The sequence below is a fragment of the Acidovorax sp. GW823-FHT05D11 genome (assembly GCF_058795695.1).
The window spans coordinates 2514995-2538505 of the sequence record NZ_CM179502.1 but is presented as its reverse complement, the minus strand read 5'-3'; the positions used below and the strand labels follow the sequence as shown (position 1 = coordinate 2538505).

Below are 23511 nucleotides of genomic sequence, written 5' to 3'. Positions count from 1 at the left end.
GCTCGAGAGCTGCGGGGACGCAAGCCGCGCCGCCGAATGCCCGCGGGCGCGCCCCGAAGCCTCAGCCCGGTCCGGCAACGCCGGCGCGCCGCGCAGGCCGCAGGTGCTTCAGCCCAAGGCCCCCTAGCCCAGCCGCGAGCAGCAGCAAGGCCCAGGCCTGAAGGCTGGGGATCGCGGCGGGAGAGACTGGTGCTGGCACGGGGCCGCCGACGAACAGGCCCAGTGCTCCGGGACTCCACCCCACGGCCACGGTGGTGGTGACGGTGTTTGTGGCCAGATCGATCACCGAGACATTGTTGGAGCCGCGGTTGACCACGTAGGCGCGGGTGCCGGCGGGGTCTATTGCCACACCAAGAGGACCGTCGCCCACTGACACGGTGGCGACGGCAGTGTCGGTGGTCAAGTCGATTACCGAGACATTGTCGGTGCTGCGGCTGCTCACGTAGGCCCGGGTGCCAGCAGGGTTCACCGCCACCCCCATGGGGCCGTTGCCCACGGGCACGGTGGCTGCGACGATATTTGTAGCCAAGTCGATCACCGAGACATTGTCGGAGGTGAGGTTAGCCACATAGGCACGGGTACCGGCCGGATTCACCGCTATGGCAGAAGGGTTGGAGCCCACTGGCACAGTGGCAATGACGGTGTTGGTGGCCAGGTCGATCACCGAGACAGTGTTGGCGGCGTAGTTGGCCACATAGGCATAAGTGCCAACCGGGTTCACCGCCACACCGTAGGGGCGGCTACTCACAGGCACAACGGCCGTGACGGTGTTGGTGGCCAGATCGATCACCGAGACAGTGTTGATGGCGTAGTTGGCCACATAGGCATAAGTGCCAGCCGGATTGACCGCCACTCCCGTGGGAGTGTTGCCCACAGGCACGGTGGCGACAACAGTGTTGGTGGCCAGGTTGATCACGGAAACATTGCCGGAGCCAGAGTTGGCCACATAAGCGCGGGTGCCGGCCGGGTTCACCTCCACGCCGTAGGGGTTGGTGCCCACGTTCACAGTGGCTGTGACGGTGTCGTTGGCTACGTCGATGACCGAAACAGTGCCGGAGCTGCTGTTGGGAATGTAGGCAAACGGGGCCGCCTGGGCGGGGCCGGCCAGGGCGCAGGCGGCGAGCAACGGCCACAGGAAGCGCGAGCGCCGGCGGAGGCGGGGTTGTGTCATGACAGTCTCCTGGTGTGCAGCACCATCAGGCCCAGCAGCACGGACAGCAGCAGCAGGCCCCAGGCCGAGAGCGTGGGAATGGCCTCGGCCGCCAGGGCCATGGGGCCAGAAGGGTCTGCGATTTCACCGTTGGGCGTCCAGTCGTCGTCACCTTGCGCGCCGTCGGTCAGGGTGAAGCGGGCCGTGTGGCCGCTGATGACAAGGCCGGCAGGCTCGAAGTAGCTGGGCTGAGTGTCGGTGCGGGCGGCCAAGCCGTACTTGGTGTAGCCGGCCACGGGCTCGGGCCAGGTGACCTGCATGGCAACGGCGGTGGTACAGCCCACGAGCTTGATGCGCAGCAGGCCCTGAGGCAGCGTGTGGCCCGGCGGCAGCGCGGCGGGCGCGGCCTCGAAGCGGGTGGCGCCCAGGTTGAACCGGCAGGCGGGGCCGCCACCGGTGAAGGTAGCGCTGCCGGTACCGCCCGGGCCGCTGGCGGGCACGGTGGTGCCTTCGAAGTATGGCGCGCAGGCCACCTGCACATTGCCCACGTTGGCGGCGACGTTGCTGCCACTGGCGTTGGCGATGGTGCAGCGCTGGCCCGTGGGCTGGGCCTGCACGGTGACTGCGTAACTGCCGCCATCCACCACGGGCTGCAAGAAGGTGAAGCCGCCGTTGGCCTGCACCGCCAGGTCTTCGTTGCCGTTGCGCAGCACCAGGCCGCTGCCCGTGAGGCCCGTAGCGGTGCCGCCCAGTGTGTGGGTTTGCTGCGGCAGCGGCGCAAAGGTCGCCGTGATGGTGCAGGCGCTGGTGACCGGCGCGGTGGTGTAGTCGTTGTCGCCCACGCCCGTGGGTGTGCCGTTGCAGCCGCTGATGCTTTGCGTGATCTGGCCCGCAGGCGGCGTGGCGTGGCATGTGACGGTGCCGAGGTAGGCAACCGCATTGGATGTGCAGGCCATAGCGCCAGCAGGCAGGGCGGTGACGGCGTAAGTGGCAGCGACGCAGGCCACCTGCACGCTGATCACATTGGCGGTGGCAGTGCCGCTGCCGCCCGTTACCGTGCAGGTCTGGCCCGTGGGCGGGGTCTTCACGGTGACGGCGTAGCTGCCGCCATCCGCCACCGGTTGCAAGAAGGTGAAGCCGCCGTTGGCCTGCACCGACAGGTCTTCGCCACCGTTGCGCAGCACCAGGCCAATACCCGTAAGGCCAGCTACCGTGCCGCCCAGGGTGTGCGCGATGGGGCCGGAGAACTCGGCGCTCACGGCGCGCGCCTGGTCCATGGTGATGCTGCACGTGCCAGTGCCGGAGCAGGCGCCGCTCCAGCCGGTGAAGGTGTGGCCCATGGCGGGCATGGCAGCGAGGGTAAGGAGCTGCGGGGTGCCCTCGCCAGGGTAGTTGTAGCTGCAGGTGCCAGTGGCGCAGGCCGACGGGGCGCCGTTCACGACGCCCATGCCGGTGACGGTGACCGCCAGTTCCACATGGGTCCGCCGCTCCAGCGCACCGATATCGCAAGGCGTGGCGCCCATGCCCTGCGGGCGGGCGATGCCGCGCTGGTCGGTCGGCAGGGTGCAGGCCACGGCGTCCTGCAGCAGGCTGGTGAGATCGGGCAGGTAGCCGTAGAGGCTGGGGAAGCCATCCATGCCGTTGGCGCCGAACGCGCCCAGCTCGGGGTCGGCGTCCAGCGTCACGCCGTTGCAGGTGGCGGTGCCGCCCATGGGGGCCACGTTGCCGCCCGCGCAGCCGTCCTGGATCAGGCTGTCGGTGATGGTGGTGGAGCCCGTGAAAAAGGTGACGGCCTGAGAGCGCGTGGCCGCGCTACCCCACAGCACGGAGTTGCGCACCCCCACCACGCCGCCCTGGGTGAAGAGCGCGTTGCCGTTGCCACCGGCCATGTTGCCCATGAAGGTGGCGTGCACCGCGTCCACGCGGGCATCCCCGTCCACCCCCACGATGGCGATGGCGCCGCCGGGCCTGCCGGCGGAGGACTGGTTGATGGCGAAGGTGGCGTTGCGCACCTGCATATGGCTGGTGCCGCCGCCCTCCGTCAGGCTGTGGATGGCGCCGCCGGACACACCCGCGCCGTTGCCTGTGAAACTGGCCTGCTCGATCACCGGGCTGCTGACGCCGCCGCTGCCCTTGGCGAGGTTGTACATGGCGCCACCGCTGCCGTTGTAGGCGTCGTTGCCTTCCATAGAAACATTGCGCAGCACGGGGCTGCTGGTGCCGCCCTCGCCCCGGTTGTAGATGGCACCGCCGTGGCCCTCGGCGTGGTTGTTGCTGATGAGGACATTCGTCAGCACCGGGCTGCTGACGCCGCCCCCGCTGGCGTCGTTGAACAGGGCCCCGCCATCGCCGTCGGCGTACGAGGCGCCGATGTGCACCCTGTTTATCCAGGGGCTGCACACGCTGCCCACGCCCGCGCCGTTGCAGTACAGCGCGCCGCCGTTGGCCCCAGGCCCGGCCGCCGCGCCCTGCAGCAGATACACGCTGTCGATCAGCGTGTCATCAAGCGGGATGCCCAGGCTGCCGTCCAGGTACAGCACGCGGCTGTTGTTGTTGGCGTCCAGCACCGTCAGGCCGGGAGACACGGACTGGGGCCGCTCGGCCAGCGCGGCCTCGGTGCCAATGAAGCCGCCGTAGAGCTTGACGTTGCGCTCGATGACGAAGCCCTGCGCGCCGGACGGCACGTAGGGAGTGCCAGCGGATTGCTTCAGCCAGACCTCGCTGCAACTGGGTTCGGCCAGCGCAAAGTCCAGGCTGGCGGCCTGCGGCCAGCTGGTGCCGTCGCCGCTGCCGCTGGGCGTGACGCGGCAGGCGCGCGGCGCGGGCGCAGCGCTGGCATGGAGGGTGAAGAGCATGCTGCTCTCGCGCACCTGGGTGGCTTCGTCGCCGCCGTTCGCGGCGGCGGCAGCGGTGCCGGTGGTATCGCCGCTGCGCAGGCTCAGGGTGGCCGTGGCCTGCTGGCCCGCAGTGGCCGGGGCCGGCAGGCGCACGCGGATCTGGTCGCCGCTGGTCACGATGGCCTCGCGCACCCAGGAGCCTGCGCCATTCACGCGCAGGCGGCCATTGCCGCTGATGCGCACGCCGCCCCACGATGCGCCTGCGCCCGACTGGCTGGCCAGCGGGGTGGTGATGTTGTAGATCACCACCATGCCCGCCGGGACGGTATCGGCGGGCGGGGACGCAGGCAGGTTGGCAAACGGCTGTCCGCCGCGCACCAGGCGCGCTTCTCCGCCGGAGTTGGTGGAGAGCCAGGTGCCCACCTGCGGCTGCTGGTCGAACAAGGTCTGCCAGGCGCTGCCCTGGTTGCCCGGCCGGGGCGATGCCGTCCAGAGCGACCCGTGCAGCCCCCCCTGTCCATGCACGGTGGGCAGCACCTCCCGGTTGAGGCGGAAGTCCGGGTCAGGGCAGCCCGCTGCCAGCGCGCTGTTCTCCAGCTTGTAGGGCAGCCGCCAGACGCCGGTGTGCAGGCGGTCTTGCGCCAGGGCCGCGTTGACGCCCCAGTCCTCCTGCCCGGCGAACGGCGTGGGCAGCCAGTTGTTAATCCAGTCCGTCCAGGGCTTTTGCTGATCGGCTAGCGTGCTGCCCTCGATGGCGCGCGACCAGACCAGCCCCGTCTCCCAGTGCATCGCGCTGGCGCGGCCTTCGGCCTGGCCCACGATGTAGTCACTGGTGGCGTTGGGGCTGGCGCAGGTCTGGGCCAGCCCCACGGCGGGCAGCGCCAGGCAGGCGGCGAGGAGCGTGGGAAGAATGGTTTGCTTCATTTTTTATAGCTTCTTGCGCTTATTGGATAAGGGGTAAAGGCCAAAAACACTTCAAACCCTGCGGCGCAGCGCGAGCAGGCCGAGCAGTGCACCCAGCAGCGCCAGTGCGCCGCCGCCCAGCGTGGGAATGGGCTGCGCGCCGCCGGGGCCGGGGCCCGCGGTGGGGGCAAAACGGGCCGACACACTGCGCGCCCCGTCGATCGCCACGGTGCAGGTGGCGCCCGTGCCAGTGCAGGCGCCGCCCCAGCCCGCGAAGGCCTGGCCCGTGCCGGGCGTGGCGGCCAGGGTGACGTGCAGCGGCGCACCCTCATCCGTGTAGGTGAAGGCGCAGGTGGCGGTGGTGGTGGCCGCGCACGGGGCCGGGCCGCCCGCCACGGTGCCGTGGCCGGTGATGCCGACGTTCAGCGGATAGCTGCCCAGGCGCCGCTCCACCGCGCCGATGTCGCACTGGCTGCCTTGCGGGCGGGCGGCACCGCGCTGGTCGGTGGTGGCGCCGGTGGCAGCGCAGTCCACCGCGTCGATGGCGCTGCCCGTGGCGCCGGGCATGCGGGTGAGCGTGGGGCCGCCGTTGTCTTGCAGCGGGCCGAGTTGCGGGTCCAGGGCCAGGTTGCCCGTGCCGGCGAAGCCGCCCTCCACGATGCTGTGGCTGACGGTGGTGCTGGCCTCGATGATGTCGCTGATCTGCGGTCCCGTGGTGGTGGTGTTGCCCCAGAAGATGCTGGCGATGACCTGGGGCATGCTGATGCCGCCGCCGCCGCCGAGGCTGTAGAGCGCGCCGCCTTCCTGCGCCGTATTGCCGCTGAATGTGCTGTGCGTGATGACCGGGCTGCTGTTGCCCAGGTGGCCGCCGTTGCTGTAGATAGCACCGCCGTGCGTGGCGGCGTGGTTGTCGTGAAAGGTGCTGTGGCTGATGGCGGGGCTGGCGATGGCGCCCGGGGCAAAGTTGGCGATGGCGCCGCCCGAGGAGGCCCGGTTGCCGCTGAAGGTACTGTGGCTGATGGTGGGGCTGGCGGGCGCCATGCTCATGGCGCGGTTGAAGATGGCGCCGCCACCGCCAGCGGCAAAGTTGCCCGAGAAGACGACGTGCGTGATGCGCGGGCTGCAGGGGCCGTGGCACAGCAGGCCGCCGCCAGCGTCCATGGCGGCGTGGCCCCGGGCGATGCTCAGGCCGTCGATCACCGTGCTGGCGGTGATGTGGCCGCCGGGCGTGGTGCCGTCCAGGCGCAGCACGCGGCGCTGGTTCTCGCCGTCGAGCACGGTGGCGCTGGCATTCACGGGCGCGGGCCGCTCGGCCAGGGTGCTTTCGGTGCCCATGAAGCCGCCATAGAGCGCCAGGTTGCGCGCGATGCGAAAGCCCTCGGCATCCGCCGTCTGGCTGTAGCTGCCTTGCGCGAGCCAAATTTCGGTGCAGGCGGCATCCGCCAGCGCGGCGGGCAGCGGCGCGGCCTGCGCCCAGGTGCTGCCGTCGCCCGTGCCGGTGGGGCTGGCGCGGCAGACGGCGGCCTGGGCGCTGGCGCCGGACAAGGACAGCAGCAGCGCGGTGGTGAAGGACAGAAGGCGGTGGAGGGCGAGTTGGGTCATTTTTTGATAGCTGCTGGCGCTTGTCCCGCAGGGCCTGTAGCCCCGGAACACCTGTATCGCCTTGCAACACAAGGCTACGGTTTGACACAGCGCAAGGCTACGCAGCCTCCATGCCCCTGTCTGTCACCCTATAGGACGACAGACGCGCGCCGGAGGCTGTGGCAGCATCCGCGGGCATGGACTTGCCCAACAACCCCATCCGCGTCGCCGTGGTGGAAGATGACGCGGCCTGCCGCATCGCCCTGGCCTATGCGCTGCAAGCCGCGCCCGACATGTGCGTGCAATGGCTGGCGTGCAGCCGGGCCGAGGCGCTGGCCGCCCTGCGGGACGGCCCGCCGCTGGACGTGCTGCTGCTCGACCTGGGCCTGCCCGACGGCAGCGGCCTTGACGTGCTGCCCGCGCTGCAGGCGCGCTGGCCCGCGGCGGCGACCATGGTCAGCACCATGTTCGGCGACGAGGCGCACGTGCTGCACGCCATCGAGGCCGGGGCCATGGGCTACCTGCTCAAGGACCTGCCGCCCCAGGCCGTTCTGGACGAGGTGCGCAGCCTGCACGCGGGCGGCAGCCCCATCAACCCGCTGGTGGCGCGCAAGCTGCTGGTGCGCCAGCGCCTCCACGCCCTGCCCTCCCTGCCGCCGCCCGCCCCGGCGCAGATCGACGCCGCCCCCTCCGCGCGCGAGGTCGAACTGCTGCGCCTGGTGGCGCACGGCCACTCGGTGGACGAAGTGGCCCAGGCCATGGGCGTGTCGCGAAACACGGTGCGCACCTTCGTGCGGCGCGTGTACGTCAAGCTGCAGGTGACGACCCGCGCCGAAGCCGTCACCACCGCGCTGCGTCAAGGTTGGCTGGAGTGACCCGCCAATCCATGAAAAATCGGGCCCTGGCGCTTATCCAGAAAGCGCTGGCAGCTCTCTTTTTGATAGTTTTCTGCCACCTGGCCCAGGCCGCCACCTCCGCCCACCTGGCGGCAGCGCAGACTTGGCAGTCGCCCAGTGCCGCCTGGGCGCCGCCGCCCTCGCTGCACGCGGCAGACGACGCGGTGCTGGCCTCCGGCACGCCCTGGCAGGCGGTCAACCTGCCACACGCAGTGCCGCGATCCCTGCGCGTGTTCGATCCGGCGCTGGCCGGTAGCGCGCCCGTGGTGCAGTGGTGGCGCCTGTCACTGCCCGCCAGCGCGCTCGCCGCCACGGCGCAGGGCACGCGCCTGTACATCCCGCGCTGGCAGACCATCGGCACGCTGGCGGTGTACGTGCAGGGGCGCCTGGTCTGGCAGTCGCGTGGCGACCGGCCCTGGAATAGCTTCAACGACCCCATCTGGATCGGCCTGGGCGGCTTGCCGCAGGAAGCCGCGCACACGGACGGCCTGCAGGTGCACCTGCGCATGGCCAGCCAGCCGGGCGTGGGCGGGGCGCTGTCGTCGCTGTGGGCCGGGCCCACGGCGGAGCTGCTCACCCCCTGGCGCTGGCGCATGTTCTGGCAGACCGGACTGGTGTCGTACTGGCGCGCCGCCTTCCTGCTGATGAGCCTGTTCGCGCTGGCGCTGTGGTTCAAGTACCGGCGCAGCCAGCAGGGCGAGGTGCGCCTGTTCCTGCTGTTCTTCGCCATGGCGGCCTGCCAGTCGGTGGCCGCGCTGCCCTACTTGGTGGACAGCGAGGGGCTGGACATGGACTTCGCCTGGTTCACCTGGATCGCCATGGCCGCGCAGTTGGCCGCGCTGGGCTGCATGGTGTGCTTCCTGTGCCTGGCTCACGGCCAGCGCTGGCCGCGCGGGGGCCGGGCGCTGGCGCTGTACCTGGCGGCGGCGGCCCTCGCCGCGCTGCCGTCGTGGTGGCCCGCCTACACCGCCACGCTGCCGCTGCTGCGCCTGCTGATGGTGCCGCCCACGCTGCTGCTGCTCACGGTGGCCGCCGTGGGGGCCTGGCGGCTGCGCAGCGCCAGCAACCTGCTGCTGGCCGCCTGGGGCGCCATGGTGGCACCCATCAGCCTGCACGACATGGCCATGCAGAACTACTGGGGCAACATCGAAGGCATCTACCTCACGCCCTATGTCAGCGTGGGCCTGTTCACGCTGTTCCTGGTCCTCGCGTTCTCGCGCTACAGCCACGCGCAAGACCAGGCCGCCCGCGCCCGCGCCACCCTGGCCGAACGCCTGGCCGCGCAGGAGCACGAACTGGGCCGCACCCACGAGCGCCTGCGCACCGCCGAGCGCGAGCAGACCCTGATGCTGGAGCGCCAGCGCCTCATGCGCGAGATGCACGACGGCGTCGGCGCGTCGCTGACCAGCGCGCTGCGCCTGGTGCAGCACGGCCAGGCCCGCCACCAGCCGGTAGACGTGGCCCAGGTCCTCAAGGAGTGCATCGACGACCTGAAGATCTCCATCGACTCGCTCGAACCCGTGGACGCCGACCTGCTGGCCCTACTGGCGGGCCTGCGCTTTCGGCTGGAGCAGCGCCTGGGCGAGGCCGGCATCACCCTGTACTGGCGCACCAGCGACGTGCCCGCCCTGCCCTGGCTTGATGCACAGAACGCCCTGCACGTGCTGCGCATCCTTCAGGAGGTGCTGACCAACATCGTCAAGCACAGCGGCGCCACGGCCATCACTGTCTCCACGGCCGAGGCCGCCCAAGGAGTAGATCCCGGTGTGCCCGGCGTGCAGGTGTGTGTGCACGACAATGGCCGCCCTTTCTTGCCTCCCGACGCCCTGCCCCCCGGCCGCCGGGGCCTGGGCAACGTACGCAGCCGCACGCTGGCCCTGGGAGGGCACTGCGGCTGGCAGCCCCTGCAGCCCTCCGCGCAAGGCACGGTGTTCACTCTATGGCTGCCGCTGCGGCGAGGTGGATGAGCGCCGCATGGCAGTATCGCGTTGTCATTTTTTGTACTTTTAGCAATCTGGCCGTCTACGGCATCAGCCAACGGCACGGAATTGATCAGGGAACGGAACATGTCCAAATCGCCCTGCGGGCCCCAAACAAGCTCTTCTCCAACGGGGGCATCAAAGGCTGCCGCTTGCTGGGCAAGCGCGTAGTTGCCAGTGGCTGAAAAGCAGGTCGATGACGAGCGCTAGGTCATGCCTGAGACGATCTCCTGGAGCGTCTGCCTAGGCAGCCGGCCTGCCGCGTCGACGAGCCCTTACCGCACCGGTGGCGCCGGATCGTCGATTGAATGACCGCTCGCCACCGTTGTGAAAGCGGCAACGGGCCCGAAGCCGACGCTGGACCCCATTCCCCTAAGCGGTCATTGATTCGTACCCCAGTTGCTTGCGGCCCAAACGCGACTGTCGAGAGACCTGCCTTAGCAAATTCGCAGGCTATAGTTGGGCCAGATGAAGCCTGCGGGATTTGCGGGAATTTTTACACCTGAATGTTTGAGCAGCCCTGCGCTTGCAAACCCAGGCTGCAAGCCGCTTTCAGGAGGAAAAATTGTCCAGAGTATCCCGAACAATCCAGTCCATTCCCCAGGTTTTGCGGTCTAAGTTACGTTAGGCCGCACACTTTCAGCATTATGGTGATCCCCGCAAATGTCCAATCCATGTGGCGCGAGTACTTGGACATCGTTCGTGATGTCGAGGAAAGTCGCTTCTATGAGGCTTTCTCCTTCGGCGACTCTCCTGCAATGGCAGACGAACTCGGACAGTTGGTTCTAAGTCGCATAAAGCGGGCGACCGCCGGCTCCGTCTGGTCGTATGAAGATGCCGGGAAGCCAATTCCGAAGAAAGGCGATCTCAGTGTTGTCACTGACTCCAGCGGAAAGCCGTTATGCATCATCGAAACCATTCAAGTCGATATAGTTCCCTTTGATCGAGTTACATCTGAGTTCGCGTCCATTGAGGGAGAAGGTGATGGTTCTCTCACGTATTGGCGGGACGCGCACAGAGCTTACTTCACGCGGGAATGCGCTTCTTCCATGCGCGTCTTTTCTGACTCTATTCCCTTGGCCTGTGAGCAGTTCAAGGTGGTTTATCCGCTGCCAGCGCAAAGTGCCGGTTAGCTTAAGCGCTAAGCGTTGAGCGTCCGCTTTTGCTTGCCGCCACCAGCTACTTCTGGCCGTTGGCAGACCGTACAACATCGAATCCGTCCTCAATTCGGATTGAACCTTCAATCTCAACTGCTCACCAAGCCGCACATTTTTCGGTGAGATTTTGCGAATTGTTGTTGCACAATGTTTCTGAATAAGAGATTCAGGAACAGGAGGGGGCATGGCTCGCATCAGTGCACTGTGCGTCTTGATCAAGGTCAAGCATCAAAAATCGACTGACAGGCGATCTACGCAGGTGCTCGGGTGAGGTACGCACCTCGGGCTATACAGTCCAGACACCGCCTACTTCCCGATGGTCACATCGTCGTGACCGGGGCAGCCGGGGACTTTGCGTTCTTTGACAGCGAGGAATTCGATCGATTTCGCGCATCCCCGCAAAGGCTTGACCTTCGAAAACAAGCCGACTTGCGTGCCCGCTTTTTGCTCACCGATGGTGCTATATCAAGGGGCATGCAACGCTTGCTGGCTTCGCGGATTGCAGCGAAGCGAGAGACCGTTACCTCAGGTCCTTCGCTTCATATCATCGTGCCCACCCTGCAATGCGCCCACTCCTGCCAGTATTGCCAGGTCAGCAGGTCCCTTGACGACGAGGGGCATACGATGTCGCTCTCGGATCTGAATGCCGCATGCGACACCATTCTCGAAAGCAAATCCGATCAGCTCACCGTCGAGTTTCAAGGCGGTGATCCGCTGCTGCGATTCGACCTGGTCAAACATGCCATCCTGCGCATCCGCGAGGGAGCTGCGGCGAACCGTCGAATTCGCTTTGTAGTCGCTTCAACGCTCCACCAGCTAGACGACGCGATGTGTGCCTTTTTCAAGGAACACAGCGTCTACATGTCGACCAGCTTGGATGGGCCTCGCGCCCTACACAACGCCAATCGACCGACCCCAGGTCGAAATGCATACGAACGTACCCTGGCTGGCATCCAACTCGCACGAGAAAAAATAGGAGCTGATGCCGTTGCCGCCTTGATGACGACAACCAAAGCGTCTCTGGCTTTCCCTGAAGAGATCGTTGACGAATATGTTAGCCAGGGGTTTCGGGAGATCTTTCTGCGACCGCTCAGCAGCTATGGGTTCGCCAAACGCAATCAAAACCTGCTTGGTTACTCTGTCCAGGATTTCGTGAACTTCTACCGGCGCGGCCTGGATCGCATCATGTATTGGAACCAGCGCGGTGTGGAGCTGCGAGAGGTGTACGCATCGATCTTGCTGAACAAGATGCTTTCCACCTTTGATGCGGGCTACGTGGATCTTCAAAGCCCAACAGGCGCAGGCTCTAGTGTCCTGGTCTACAACTACGACGGGTTCGTTTATCCCAGTGATGAGGCGAGAATGATTGCAGAGACCGGAGATCGATCGCTGCGAATGGGGCGCATTGGTGAATCCTTGGGCGAGCTACTCAACTCCCCGGTGCGGCAGCGATTGGTGGAGGCCAGCGATGTTCGTTCCATGAGCGATTGCCGAGACTGCGCCTACAACTTGTACTGCTCGCCAAACCCCGTCGATGCCCAGGCTCAACACGGAACAATGACTGTCGCGGCGGGGGCAACTGAACACTGCCAGCGGCATATGGCTCTCTTTGATGCCATGTTCACGGCCCTGCGCACTGCTGACGAGGATACCTCTGCGCGAATGCACGATTGGGCACAAGTGCGGGAGTCATGCGCCAATGCGTAAAGTGTCTGCAGATCTCGATGAGAGATGCGGCCCGCGCGTGCGTCGGGTGGTGGATTTCGAGGGCTTTGCGGCCCAATGGGAGCCGTCTCTGTATTTCTTGGTTCGAGTTCAGACTTCCGAGGAGAGACGTTCCATTGAGGACTTGCAGAGTACCGGCCTAGACAACCTCGCTTGGGTCGTAAGCGATCAGCTGGAGATTGGGGACATCGTTGTCGCGCGCCCATTCAAGGGAGAGTTGATTGTCCTACTACGTGAATCTGATACCCACCACGCGCTGTTCCTCACAAATCGGTGCAACAGCAATTGCTTGATGTGCTCCCAACCGCCGACCAAAGAAGACGACGGTTGGCTCGTTGAGGAAGCTCTGGAGGCCGTCCGCCATCTGAACTGGCATCCTCAGACCATTGGCCTGACTGGTGGCGAGCCATTGTTGTTGGGAGCAGGCCTGCGGAGGGTTCTGGATGTCATTGGCAAGCGTCTTCCCCAGACAGCGGTAGAAGTTTTGACCAACGGCCGGTTGTTTGCAGAAGCCTCTGTGGTGCAGGAGGTGTTGTCCGGTCTCACTACGAAGGTCCGTTGGTTGGTGCCTCTGTACGGGCATGCCAACTTTTTGCATGACTTTGTGGTGCAGGCCTCCGGCGCCTTTGACGAGACCATTGATGGATTGCTCGCGCTCCAGGAGTACCAACAAGAGATCCAGTTGCGCTCTGTGCTGATTTCTCCTGTCTTGGAGGTTCTGCCGGAGCTAGCCCTGTTCGTCGCTCGGAACCTCCCATTCATCCGAGAGTGGGCATTGATGGGATGCGAGCCGATCGGGTTTGCTCTTGCCAATCGAGAAGCATGCGAAGTGGACCTGGTCGCTTGGAGCACAACACTGGAGCAAACCCGCAGGGTGCTTCGCACTTACCGGATTCCCCACGTCTGGATGAACACGCCTTTGTGCGCATTGCCTCAGCCTCTTTGGCCTCAGGCGCAGAAGAGCATTTCAGATTGGAAGAACGTCTTCGCACCTGAATGTGAGGGTTGTGCAGCAAGACAGAATTGCTCCGGACTGTTCGCCTGGCATGAGCGAGGCTGGAAACCTGCACCCCTAAGAATAATGGAGACAACCGAGGTTTATTTATGAGCAAGTTCGTTCGAAACCTCTCTCTTTTCGTGGCGGGGTTGCCCTTATTGGTCACAAAGAGCGTGTCAGCTGCACCCGCACCGAGAGCAGAGATGGAGCCGCTCGACACGACCGGTGCCGTGCCGTTGCGCCCATTGAACTTGGAATCGGACAATCTGTTTGCAGGGCATCGCTCGCACTCCAGCCACAGATCGCACTCAAGCCACAGCTCTCACTACTCAGGATCCAGTGGGAGCTCTAGCTACCGTGCCCCCGCATATGTAGCGCCAAGCCCGGCTCCGTCGTACGTAGCACCATCGCCTGCCCCAGTATCTCCTCCTGCGACGAACCGCTATGCCCCCGAGCCAGCACCAGCCCCTGGAGCACCTCGACAGTTTCTGGATTCAAACAACGCATCGGGATCCAATACTTCCGCAAAGAATGGCCTGTCTCAGTCATCGCAGCCTGGCAAGCAGTCGAACGCTTCAGAAGAGTTAACTCATCCGGAGAAACTGAGGCTGCAGATCATGCGGGTTCAGATCAAGCTTCGCAGCCTGGGCCTCTACGAGGGATCGATTGATGGGGTGATGAATGACGGCTTGCGTGCAGGCCTGAGGCACTTCCAGGAGCTGAAGGGTTTTCAAAAGACTGGGACAATGACAACACCTACGCTCAATGCCCTTGGCATACCTGCCGTCAACTGATGGCGCACGCTGAAGGGTGCATTGGTGAACCACCTGCTAGCCATGCCGATTGCGGCCAGACCAGCAACAACAATCGCAAATCATGAAACTCACTTGTCGCAGTTCGATCGCAATTACTGGCTTTTGCACTACGTTCTTTTCCGCATCCGCCACCGGACAATCTAGCGTTGGTGCCGCACCAAAGGTGCGATTGACTGCAACAAATGAAGTTCGTCGGAGCAGGCTCACGCAAGTCATTGATTTTCCAAGACTGACGAGGCGGTCCAAAGTTCGTCGGAGACCATTGGCGAAGTTAACCGGCCTACATCGCTACAAACGAAGTTCGTCGGAACTGTCGACGCGCACTGATCTGCAATCTACCGGCGCAATGTCATGCTCGCCAGCGGGCGCTATGCCACGCTTGACGATCGCAAGGGATCTAGCTTGGTGCCGTGGAAGTCGAAAATTGAGCAGCGGCTGAGCCAACAAAGCCTGCCATTGAATTCCGGTTTTCTCGGTAACCGATCCATTCGGGCTGTTCCCAAGCAAGTCAATGCGCTATAGGCCTCATCTAGGTTCACGATACTACGCTCCGGTTCGTGCTGACCGAGATCAATCCGTCGCTCTTTCGATATTCTCCAGGCGTTACGCCCCAATGCTTCTTGAACCCACGCTGAAGCGTGTCTACCGAATCCAGTCCACACCGATGGGCAATTTGATCAATGCTCCAATCCGTCTCGCGCAGTAGCAATGCGGCATGGCTCAAGCGGGTTGTCAGCACGTACTTCGACGGACTACTCCCGGTAGCCCGCTGAAACAACCGCGTGAGATGCCGCGGACTGAGGGATATATGCTCTGCCATGGTCTCCACGCTCAGGTCGTTGGCCAGGTTCTGGTAAATCCAGGCCAGCAAATCCCTCATTGTGTCGCTGGCTTGCGCCTGGGTGTTCAGGAGCGGACTCATCTGCGGAGACTGGCCAGGGCGCATTCCTGACAGCACCAAGAGACGCGCAATTTGTGATGCGCAGTCCCTACCCAGGTCCTCTTCAACCAACGCAAGCGAAAGATCAATCCCCGTCAGGATTCCGGCGGAGGTCCAGACGTTTCCATCACGCACAAATATCTGGTCGCTGACCACTGTCGTGCCAGGGCACAGACGTTGAAGCAGTCCACAGGCACTCCAATGGGTCGTGCAGCGTCGTTCTTGTAGTACGTTGGAATGCGCAAGCGCAAACGCTCCAGTACACACACTCGTCACTCGGCGAGCACTGGATGCAACTGCCTTTATCCATTCAGAGAGATCACTACGTTGCAGTTCATGGAGCACCACATCCTCATGCCCTCCGGCAATGATGAGCGTATCGATCGATCGAGGATCAATCGCAGCCCAAGGTGCGTCGGGCAGGATCGCAAGTCCAGCATTGGAGTTGACGGCCTTGTCATGCGCCGCGAGCACGCGCAGCGCGTAGCTTCCCGGAAGCCAGACGTTCGCCTTGCTAAAGACGCTCAGGGGACCTGCAATGTCAAGCAATTCCACCCCGTCAAAAACCACCACGGCCACCTGTCTTGCCGACCCAACATTGGCTGATTCTGCGGCAATTTTGTCATTGATATTTCTCATGGCCGACTCTACAAACAAGCTGTTGCTGATGGATTTCTTTGCATAGGACTAGTGCGCATTTCAACACCAAATCGCGTCCTGCCGGTCCAAATCTGATAGATATGAATACGCGTTTTCTGAACGCATTTCCTCCAAGGGGAAAGCAGTGCAAGCGCGATGAGGGTGGTTCAAAATTGGCAGTGCAAACAACGGTTGCACTGCTGTTTCGGAATTCCAAGATATCTACGACAACAGGAAATCCGATGGAAAAACACAGATGTGGGCACGCTGCTGCAAAGGACGGATCGTGCGATGTAGGCAGCCGCCACGGGCAAGAGGCGCGTTGGCACAGCAACTCAATGCCGGACCAAAAAAAGCCAGGCCACTCGTACACACCTCCATGCCGCTGGAAGTGCTGCTCCCCGGCGGTTGCACGTTGGGCACGTATTGGATCGCGCCCGCTCGGCCCGCTACAAGGTTCTGGAAGAAACCTAGGTGCAGATCATCATTTGACACAGAAAAGTCGGTCCGAGGCGCCACCAAAGGCCCTCCCAATCATGCAGTTCAAAGGCAACGGCATGCGAACCAGTGAATCTCCTGCCGGTTTAAGGAGATCGAAGTGCTGGTGAACAGGAACGAGAGTGGACAGGTCAAGGGTGTTCCACCACAGGAACGAATGGCAGCCAAATCCAATAAACAACAATGGAGGGAAGAATGAATCGTCTGAATATTTCCACTCGGCTTGTGGCAGCTTTCTCAGCCATGGTGCTTCTGCTTATTATTCTGGGGGGCGTTGCATTAGCACGATCAGCAAGCCAACACACAGAGCTCAATGACATCGTCACCAGGCGGATTCCCATTACCAAATCCATGGGCGCGCTGGCGGATGGAGTAAACGTTCAAGCCATCCAGTTTCGGAATCTTGCGCTGTCGACATCCGACACCGTCGTCAAGCCATCTCTGGAACGAGTGGCGGGTGCGCGGGCATCGATTGCAAAGGAACTTCCTACACTCACCGACTTGATCCGATCTGAGAAAGGGAAAGAGATCCTGGCTCGCATGCAGCAGCACCGAACGGGCTTCCTGGGGTTGGGCGACGAGTACATCAGCTTGATTCAGAAGGGAGAGAGGGACGAGGCGTTGAAGTTGCTTCAAGATCGACTTCGGCCTGTGCAACTGGAGTACCAGAAGACGATCCAGGAACAGGTCGACTACCAATCCCAGGTCACTGCGGCCGCTGGCGAGCGGGCGGAGGCTGCGGCCAGATCCTTGGAACGCGATGTATGGATCACCGGTGCGATAGCAGTTGGATTGGCGATCTTCTTGGCGATCACCATCATCCGCTCCATCATCCGCCCGCTGGCACAGGCAGTGGAAGCGGCGGACCGTGTCGCGAATGGTGACCTCAGCGGCCATATCAGCGTGAAGACAACGGACGAGACGGGTCAGTTGTTGAGCGCGCTACATCGCATGCAGCAGAGTCTGGTGAATACCGTCAGCGCAGTACGGCAAAACGCTGAAGGCGTGGCATCAGCCAGTTCGCAAATAGCCTCGGGCAACAACGATCTTTCAGCCCGGACGGAACAGCAGGCCAGCGCATTGGAAGAAACCGCCGCATCCATGGAAGAACTGGGTTCCACCGTGCGCCAAAACGCGGACAACGCCCGCGAGGCCAACCAGTTGGCAGTGAATGCATCCACCGTGGCGGTGCAGGGTGGCGACGTAGTGGCTGAAGTAGTCGAAACCATGAAGGGCATCAACGACAGCAGCAAACAGATTGCAGACATCATCAGTGTGATTGACGGCATCGCTTTTCAGACGAACATCCTGGCCTTGAACGCTGCGGTGGAAGCAGCCCGGGCGGGCGAACAAGGCCGTGGCTTTGCCGTGGTGGCCGGTGAAGTCCGCAGCTTGGCTGGCCGCAGCGCCGACGCCGCCAAAGAAATAAAAAGCCTTATCACCGCCAGCGTGGAACGGGTCGAGCAAGGCACCCTTCTGGTAGACAAGGCAGGGACAACGATGACCGAAGTGGTCACATCCATCAGGCGGGTCACAGACATCATGGGTGAGATCAGTGCGGCCAGCAGTGAACAAAGCGCAGGCGTCGGCCAGGTGGGAGAAGCCGTCACGCAGATGGACCAGGTAACTCAGCAAAACGCGGCGCTGGTGGAGGAGATGGCCGCAGCAGCCAGCGCACTGAACGCCCAGGCGGGGGAACTGGTCCGTGCTGTAGCGGTGTTTAAGCTGCCAAACAACGGTAGAAGTGACAGTTCCATCAGTTCCCCAACATCCCCTCAACAGAACAAACCTCCAGCGATGCCGCTGCCAGCCCTGCGTGCGGTACCAACCGCTCCTGTGACTAGTCGCGTGGTCGTGCTAAAAACAGGGCAGCGTGCCTCCGCCATTCCACAGGACCAAGCCGTGAAACATCCTTCAGGCAGAAATGAGGAATGGGAGAATTTTTAGAAGGAGACGGATGATGTCGGCAGAGATTTTCTCCGCGTTGCCTCTCACGCCACTCTTCATCGCATCCTGCTTGCGCCGGATTTTCACTTCCTCCCAGAAGACCGTGCGAAAGCATGCAGAGTTCATCGAAACCAGGGGCGTATCGGAAGCGCTGCCTAGACTCAGGAGAGTGAAAACTCCAGGGACGTCGTGCGCCATGCCGGCATGAAGTTGTACAAGGACAAGAAACGACGCAAGGCCCGGGTCTTCAAAAAAATGTCCCGACAAGCCCGATCAAGTCAAGATGATTTCTGCGGCATCGGGCTTCTCGGGCAACTGCTCACCAAGCATCTCACGAAGAGATTCCTCGATCATGCTGGACATTGCATCCAGAGCAAGGTCGTTCGGAGCCATCCCAAATGGCTCCTCGATCTCCGCCGCCACAGCCTCCAAAGCAAAGAAAGTGTATGCAATGAATCCCGCGACAACGGGAGTCATGGCCCCAATGGAGTCAACCAGACCAAAGGGTAGAAGCAGGCAATAGGTAAAGACTGTTCTATGAATCAGTACGGAATATGTGAACGGAATCGGTGTGTTGGCAATCCTTTCACAGCCGCCGAGTGCATCGCAGAGGTGGGTCATAGAGGATTCCATGACCGGGACGAGCACCGGCGACAGTACACCTTCCTGGCGTTTTTCACGAACCCAACGGCTTGCGTGAAGCAGCAGTGCAGCCGGTTTGTAGCGCAAATTCTGCAAGCGGACACAATCACTGTCCGAGAGCAGGCGCCGAAGATCAGGGGAAGGGTCACTGCCGCGCAACTGATGTCTCAGAGCATGGACAAAGGCAATCAGATACATCGCGAAGTCGCGCGTATGTGATGGATCATCGATGTGTGTAAGGGCTTGCCGAACCAACGAGCGTGTGTCATTCAACAGCACCCCCCACAACATGCGTGCCTCCCAGTAGCGCGCATAGTGTTGATTTCCATCCAACCGTAACCCACCATTTCCATCTCGATCTGACCCACCCTTGTTCGTGAACTTCACGCTCACGTTGTGGATAAGTTCTTGGCTATCTTCTCCTTCTTGGTGGTCTGTGGTGGTTGCTGTGCGGAGCTGTTCTTGAACCGGTAGCTGTCGTTGCCGGTTTCCAGAATATGGCAGTGATGCGTGAGTCGGTCCAGCAGCGCCGTGGTCATCTTGGCATCGCCGAACACGTTGGCCCACTCGCTAAAGCTCAGGTTGGTGGTGATCACGACGCTGGTGCGCTCGTACAGCTTGGACAGCAGGTGGAACAGCAAGGCTCCTCCTGACGTACTGAACGGCAGGTAGCCCAGCTCATCCAGGATCACCAGGTCAGCATAGGCCAGGCGGTGCGCGATCTGCCCCGGCTTGCCCTGGGCCTTCTCCTCTTCCAGTGCATTGACCAGCTCCACCGTGGAGAAGAACCGCACCCTGCGGTGATGGTGCTCAATGGCTTGCACCCCGAGGGCCGTGGCAATGTGGGTCTTGCCCGTACCCGGTCCACCCACCAGCACCACGTTGTTGGCGTTCTCCAAGAATTCGCAGCGGTGCAACTGGCGTACCAGTGCCTCGTTCACCTCGCTGTGGCTGAAGTCAAAGCCCGCCATGTCCCGGTACGCAGGGAACCTGGCCACCTTGAGCTGGTAGGCCACAGAGCGCACTTCGCGCTCGGCGGTCTCGGCCTTGAGCAGTTGGGACAGGATGGGCTGCGCCGCATCGAAGGCCGGTGCACCTTGCTCAGCCAGTTCCGCAACCGCCTGGGCCATGCCGTGCATCTTGAGCTCGCGCAGCATGATCACGATGGAAGCGATGGCAGGGTCATGACGCATAGCGCACCTCCCTCAATTGGTCGTAGCGAAGCACATTGGCCTGGGGTTCCACCGCCAGCTTGAGGGCCTGCGGCGACGTGACCGGTGCTGGAGCGGGCTTGCCGTCCAGCAGGCGGTGCAGCACGTTCAGGATGTGCGTCTTGCTGGCAGCCCCTGACTCCAGTGCCAACTCCACTGCAGCGAGCACAGCCTGTTCATCGTGGTGCAGCACCAGTGCCAGTACCTCCACCATCTCCCGGTCGCCGCCGGTTTGCTTGAGCAAGGTGGCTTGCAGTCGCTTGAAGGCCGCTGGCAGCTCCAGGAATGGGGCGCCGTTGCGCAAAGCTCCTGGTTTGCGCTGCAGCACCGCCAAGTAGTGGCGCCAGTCGTACACGGTCTGTCCCGCACCATGGTGGTTACGCTCGATCAGGCGCTGATGCTCGCACACGATCTGGCCTTCGGCGGCAATCACCAAGCGATCCGCATAGACCCGCAGGCTCACCGGCCGATTGGCATACGGCGCCGGCACGCTGTAGCGATTGCGCTCGAAGTGGACAAGGCAGGTGGGTGAGACGCGCTTGGTGTTCTCCACAAAGCCATCGAAGGGCCGGGGCATTGGCATCAAGGCGGGCTTCTCTTGAGCCCAGACATCCGCGACGGTGCCCGGCAGCTTGCCGTGCTCGATCTCGTGCCACAGCGCCACGCAGCGCTCTTCAAGCCAGGCATTGAGATCGGGCAGGCTTGGGAATGGCGGCACCACTTGCCACAGGCGATGGCGGGCATCGCGCACGTTCTTCTCCACCTGGCCCTTCTCCCAGCCCGACGCGGGATTGCAGAACTCGGCCTCGAACAGGAAGTGGCTGACCATGGCCGCAAAGCGCGCATTGACGTCGCGCTCCTTGCCACGGCGCACCCGGTCTACAGCGGTGCGCATGTTGTCGTAGATGCCACGGCGGGGCACGCCACCCAGGACCACGAACGCATGGTTGTGGGCATCGAACAGCATCTCGTGCGTCTGCAGCGGATAGGCGCGCAGGTAGAACGCTCGGCTGTGGCTGAGCTTGAAGTGGGCTACCTGCAGCTTGGTGCGCACGCCGGCGAGAACAGCCCAGTCCTCGCTCCAGTCGAACTGGAAGGCCTCACCCGGGCCAAAGGTCAGCGGAACGAAGGTACCTCGGCCGGTGGTCTGCTGTGCAACCAGGCGCTGCTCGTGCCAGAGGCGCGCAAAGGCCGCCACACGGTTGTAGGAGCCGCCATAACCGAGCGCCTGCAGATCCACGTACATCTGCTTGACGGTGCGCCGCTGCTTGCGGGATCGGCCAGCCTCCGTCTTGAGCCAGCCGGCGAGCTTCAAGGCGAAGGGATCGAGCTTGGATGGACTGACTCGCTTGGCATAGTGCGGCTCGGCCTCGCCTGCGCGCAGGTACTTGCGGATGGTGTTGCGCGAGAGGCCCGTGCGGCGGGCGATCTCCCTGATGGACAGCTGCTCTCGCAGGGCCCAGCGCCTGATGACACTCAGTGTTGCCACGTCTATCACTCCTGGTCTCCTGCTGCTCAACAAAGCAGCAGGTTAGGGTTAGTACGTGGATCAGATTTGGATGGAAATCCTGGGGGTTAGTGGGTCACTTCTGCGTGGAAATCAACAGACTCGGGCCTGGTACATACGGTGCGAGGCACCAGCGGCAACGTGAACGACGTTGTCGAAGCCAATAGCCTGCTGCACGGGCAGGAGGCAGATGCCTTTGGCGATGCGGGCTACCAAGGAGTGGACAAGCGGCCTGACGCCAGACGTGGCGTACGCTGGCATGTCGCCATGCGCCCTGGATTGCGCCGGGCGTTGGACAAGGACAAGCCTGTGGATGGGCTGATTGACCAATTCGAGCGCACCAAGGCGCGCATCCGAGCCAAAGTGGAACACCCGTTCCGAGTGCTCAAGCAGCAGTTTGGTTATGTGAAGGTGCGCTACCGTGGTTTGAAGAAAAACACGGCGCAGATCGTGACGCTGTTTGCGCCGTCCAACCTGTGGATTGTCAGGTACAAATTGCTGGCCCTGGGGCAGGTGCGTGCGCGAGGGGCGTAATGCCAACGAAATCGGGGAATTGCTTCCCCCAGGAGGCGCTTGGACAGTGTTTGGGCGCCTCCTGGGGCAGGCTTCATCTCACGGACGGGCGTAGCTCACTTCCAAGTGATTCGTGCAGACCTTCCCTAGCTCAACATCTATCTCGGCTTAGTCCGAGCTTTCGATTTCGGAGCGTGGCGCAGGCGATCGAGATAGTCTGCCCATGACTGCATCATCTTTGTCCGCTGAGCAAGGTACTGAGCCCGGTTGTAGGCTCGCCCGTTCGCGTCTTTCACAGCATGGGCAAGCTGGGCTTCAATCACCAGAGGATCGAACTCCAGTTGCTCAGCGAGCATAGTTCTAGCAGTTGCCCGAAAACCGTGCCAAGTGTGGATGTCAGGCGTGTAGCCCATGGATATCAGCGCCGTGCGCACTGAGTTTTCTGAGATAGGCCGATCATGATTTCTTTCACCAGGAAACACCAGCTTGTTCCCTCCGGTCAACTTGTGGAGTTCACGAAAGATTTCGAGGGCTTGCTTCGACAACGGCACCACATGGGGCGGACCGTACTCCTTACCCTCCACGCCCCGCTTCATACGCGCTGCCGGAATCGTCCATAAAGCCACATCCATGTCCACTTCCGACCACGCAGCCGCCCTCAACTCTCCTGGCCGTTGAAATAGCAATGGAGCAAGTCGAAGAGCAGCCTTGACAATCGGTCCACCACGATAGTGGTCGATCGAGAGCAATAACTCTCCCAACTCTGCAGGCTCCGTAATTGCGGCGAAGTGCTTGCCTCGATAGGGCGTCAGCGCATCCTTCAAGTCACCGGTGATGTCCCGGTCAACTTTACCGGTAGCAACGCCATAGCACCAAACCTGACGCGCAAGCATGAGCGCACGATCTGCTGTTTCAAGTGCGCCTCGGCTTTCAATTTTTCGCAATACGGAAAGAAGTTCAACAGGCTTGATCTCTGAGAGATTGCGCCCACCAATCCACGGAAACATGTCGCGCTCAAACTGCCTTTCCATGCGCTGAAAATGACCGGGACTCCAGACGGATTTTTGGCGAGACAGCCAGTCCTGCGCGATCTCCTTGAATGTCTCGCCGAGGGTCGTCTCCTTCACCAATTTGGTGACTCGCCGAGCTTCAATAGGGTTGACACCGTCCGCCTTCTGCAGCTTGACTCGATCTCTGGCCTTACGGGCCTCCGTGAGGCTGACGCTGGGATAGCTTCCCAACGCTATCCGGCTTTCTTTGCCATCAAAGTAGGTCTTCCAAAACCATCGCTTGGAGCCTGTAGGACTCACCTCCAAGTAGAGACCATTTGAATCGGTAAAACGCGCCCTTTTCTTGTCAGATGGGCAGGCGGCATTCTTGCATTCTTTGTCAGTGAGCATGGGGACCTTCTAGGCAGCAACCGGGGAACAATCCTCGTTCCTCGCAACATATCCTACCTTGTTCCCCGATTTGTTCCCCGATCCACATCTAGCTGCAGTTAGACGCCCTTGGACCCATTCAGACGCTAAGTTATTGAAAACACAAAGAAAAAAGGCATCCAATGGGTGCATTGG

At 62.5% G+C, this 23511-nt stretch carries 17 protein-coding genes and 1 pseudogene; 10 read left to right on the top strand and 8 right to left on the bottom strand.

Annotated elements, in window-relative coordinates:
* Positions 1-61 precede the first annotated feature (61 nt).
* The 3 genes from AC3RCE_RS11850 to AC3RCE_RS11840 are packed head-to-tail and all read right to left on the bottom strand — an operon-like array spanning position 62 to position 6492.
* Positions 62-1171 carry a YVTN family beta-propeller repeat protein gene (locus AC3RCE_RS11850; RefSeq protein WP_492255249.1) on the bottom strand — a complete coding sequence of 370 codons (1110 nt, stop codon included), beginning with the start codon at positions 1169-1171 and terminating at the stop codon, positions 62-64.
* Positions 1168-4911 carry an IPTL-CTERM sorting domain-containing protein gene (locus AC3RCE_RS11845; protein WP_492255248.1) on the bottom strand — a complete coding sequence of 1248 codons (3744 nt, stop codon included), beginning with the start codon at positions 4909-4911 and terminating at the stop codon, positions 1168-1170. The genes AC3RCE_RS11850 and AC3RCE_RS11845 overlap by 4 nt, the downstream gene beginning before the upstream one ends.
* 51 nt (positions 4912-4962) lie before the next feature.
* On the bottom strand, positions 4963-6492 hold the full coding sequence (locus tag AC3RCE_RS11840; RefSeq protein WP_492255247.1) for a choice-of-anchor Q domain-containing protein: 1530 nt from the start codon (positions 6490-6492) through the stop codon (positions 4963-4965).
* Between the two features lie 176 nt (positions 6493-6668).
* On the opposite strand from AC3RCE_RS11840, the gene AC3RCE_RS11835 reads away from it, so the two are divergent.
* The 8 genes from AC3RCE_RS11835 (at position 6669) to AC3RCE_RS11800 (ending at position 14562) form a co-directional block, all read left to right on the top strand.
* Entirely contained in the window at positions 6669-7346 is a 678-nt protein-coding gene (locus tag AC3RCE_RS11835) for a response regulator transcription factor (RefSeq protein WP_492255246.1), read from the top strand.
* Positions 7347-7357: 11 nt separating this feature from the next.
* A complete protein-coding gene (locus tag AC3RCE_RS11830) occupies positions 7358-9334 on the top strand; it encodes a sensor histidine kinase (protein ID WP_492255245.1) in 1977 nt (658 codons plus the stop codon).
* On the top strand, positions 9331-9531 hold the full coding sequence (locus tag AC3RCE_RS11825; protein WP_492255244.1) for a hypothetical protein: 201 nt from the start codon (positions 9331-9333) through the stop codon (positions 9529-9531). The genes AC3RCE_RS11830 and AC3RCE_RS11825 overlap by 4 nt, the downstream gene beginning before the upstream one ends.
* Before the next feature lie 504 nt (positions 9532-10035).
* Positions 10036-10479, top strand: a complete 444-nt coding sequence (locus AC3RCE_RS11820; RefSeq protein WP_492255243.1) for an ASCH domain-containing protein — start codon at positions 10036-10038, stop codon at positions 10477-10479.
* A gap of 291 nt (positions 10480-10770) precedes the next feature.
* Positions 10771-12210, top strand: coding sequence for a His-Xaa-Ser system radical SAM maturase HxsB (gene hxsB, locus AC3RCE_RS11815; RefSeq protein ID WP_492255242.1), 1440 nt, complete (start codon positions 10771-10773; stop codon positions 12208-12210).
* Positions 12203-13336, top strand: a complete 1134-nt coding sequence (gene hxsC / locus AC3RCE_RS11810; protein WP_492255241.1) for a His-Xaa-Ser system radical SAM maturase HxsC — start codon at positions 12203-12205, stop codon at positions 13334-13336. Before hxsB ends, hxsC begins: the two co-directional genes overlap by 8 nt.
* The gene (hxsA, locus tag AC3RCE_RS11805) at positions 13333-14019 is read left to right on the top strand and encodes a His-Xaa-Ser repeat protein HxsA (protein WP_492255240.1); all 687 of its coding nucleotides are present in this window, start codon (positions 13333-13335) and stop codon (positions 14017-14019) included. Before hxsC ends, hxsA begins: the two co-directional genes overlap by 4 nt.
* Before the next feature lie 372 nt (positions 14020-14391).
* Complete coding sequence (locus AC3RCE_RS11800; protein ID WP_492255239.1) at positions 14392-14562, top strand: DUF3363 domain-containing protein; 171 nt, start codon at positions 14392-14394, stop codon at positions 14560-14562.
* Between the two features lie 13 nt (positions 14563-14575).
* Here AC3RCE_RS11800 and AC3RCE_RS11795 read toward each other — a convergent pair whose 3' ends face one another.
* Positions 14576-15619 carry a GlxA family transcriptional regulator gene (locus tag AC3RCE_RS11795; RefSeq protein WP_492255238.1) on the bottom strand — a complete coding sequence of 348 codons (1044 nt, stop codon included), beginning with the start codon at positions 15617-15619 and terminating at the stop codon, positions 14576-14578.
* 693 nt (positions 15620-16312) lie between these two features.
* Here AC3RCE_RS11795 and AC3RCE_RS11790 point away from each other — a divergent pair.
* Entirely contained in the window at positions 16313-18064 is a 1752-nt protein-coding gene (locus AC3RCE_RS11790; RefSeq protein ID WP_492255237.1) for a methyl-accepting chemotaxis protein, read from the top strand.
* A 273-nt stretch (positions 18065-18337) separates the two neighbouring features.
* Here AC3RCE_RS11790 and AC3RCE_RS11785 read toward each other — a convergent pair whose 3' ends face one another.
* Genes AC3RCE_RS11785 through istA form a run of 3 tightly spaced genes read right to left on the bottom strand, consistent with a single transcriptional unit; the run spans position 18338 to position 21415 of the window.
* Positions 18338-19093: a bestrophin family protein gene (locus AC3RCE_RS11785; protein ID WP_492255236.1), complete on the bottom strand. Its 756-nt coding sequence runs from the start codon at positions 19091-19093 to the stop codon at positions 18338-18340.
* Positions 19094-19095: 2 nt separating this feature from the next.
* On the bottom strand, positions 19096-19899 hold the full coding sequence (gene istB / locus AC3RCE_RS11780; protein ID WP_492253781.1) for an IS21-like element ISThsp10 family helper ATPase IstB: 804 nt from the start codon (positions 19897-19899) through the stop codon (positions 19096-19098).
* On the bottom strand, positions 19889-21415 hold the full coding sequence (istA, locus tag AC3RCE_RS11775; RefSeq protein WP_492253782.1) for an IS21 family transposase: 1527 nt from the start codon (positions 21413-21415) through the stop codon (positions 19889-19891). The genes istB and istA overlap by 11 nt, the downstream gene beginning before the upstream one ends.
* A gap of 108 nt (positions 21416-21523) precedes the next feature.
* Here istA and AC3RCE_RS11770 point away from each other — a divergent pair.
* A pseudogene (locus AC3RCE_RS11770) lies at positions 21524-21958 on the top strand (transposase); the annotation flags it as partial.
* 137 nt (positions 21959-22095) lie between these two features.
* Here AC3RCE_RS11770 and AC3RCE_RS11765 read toward each other — a convergent pair.
* Complete coding sequence (locus AC3RCE_RS11765; protein WP_492255235.1) at positions 22096-23337, bottom strand: tyrosine-type recombinase/integrase; 1242 nt, start codon at positions 23335-23337, stop codon at positions 22096-22098.
* Positions 23338-23511: the final 174 nt, after the last annotated feature.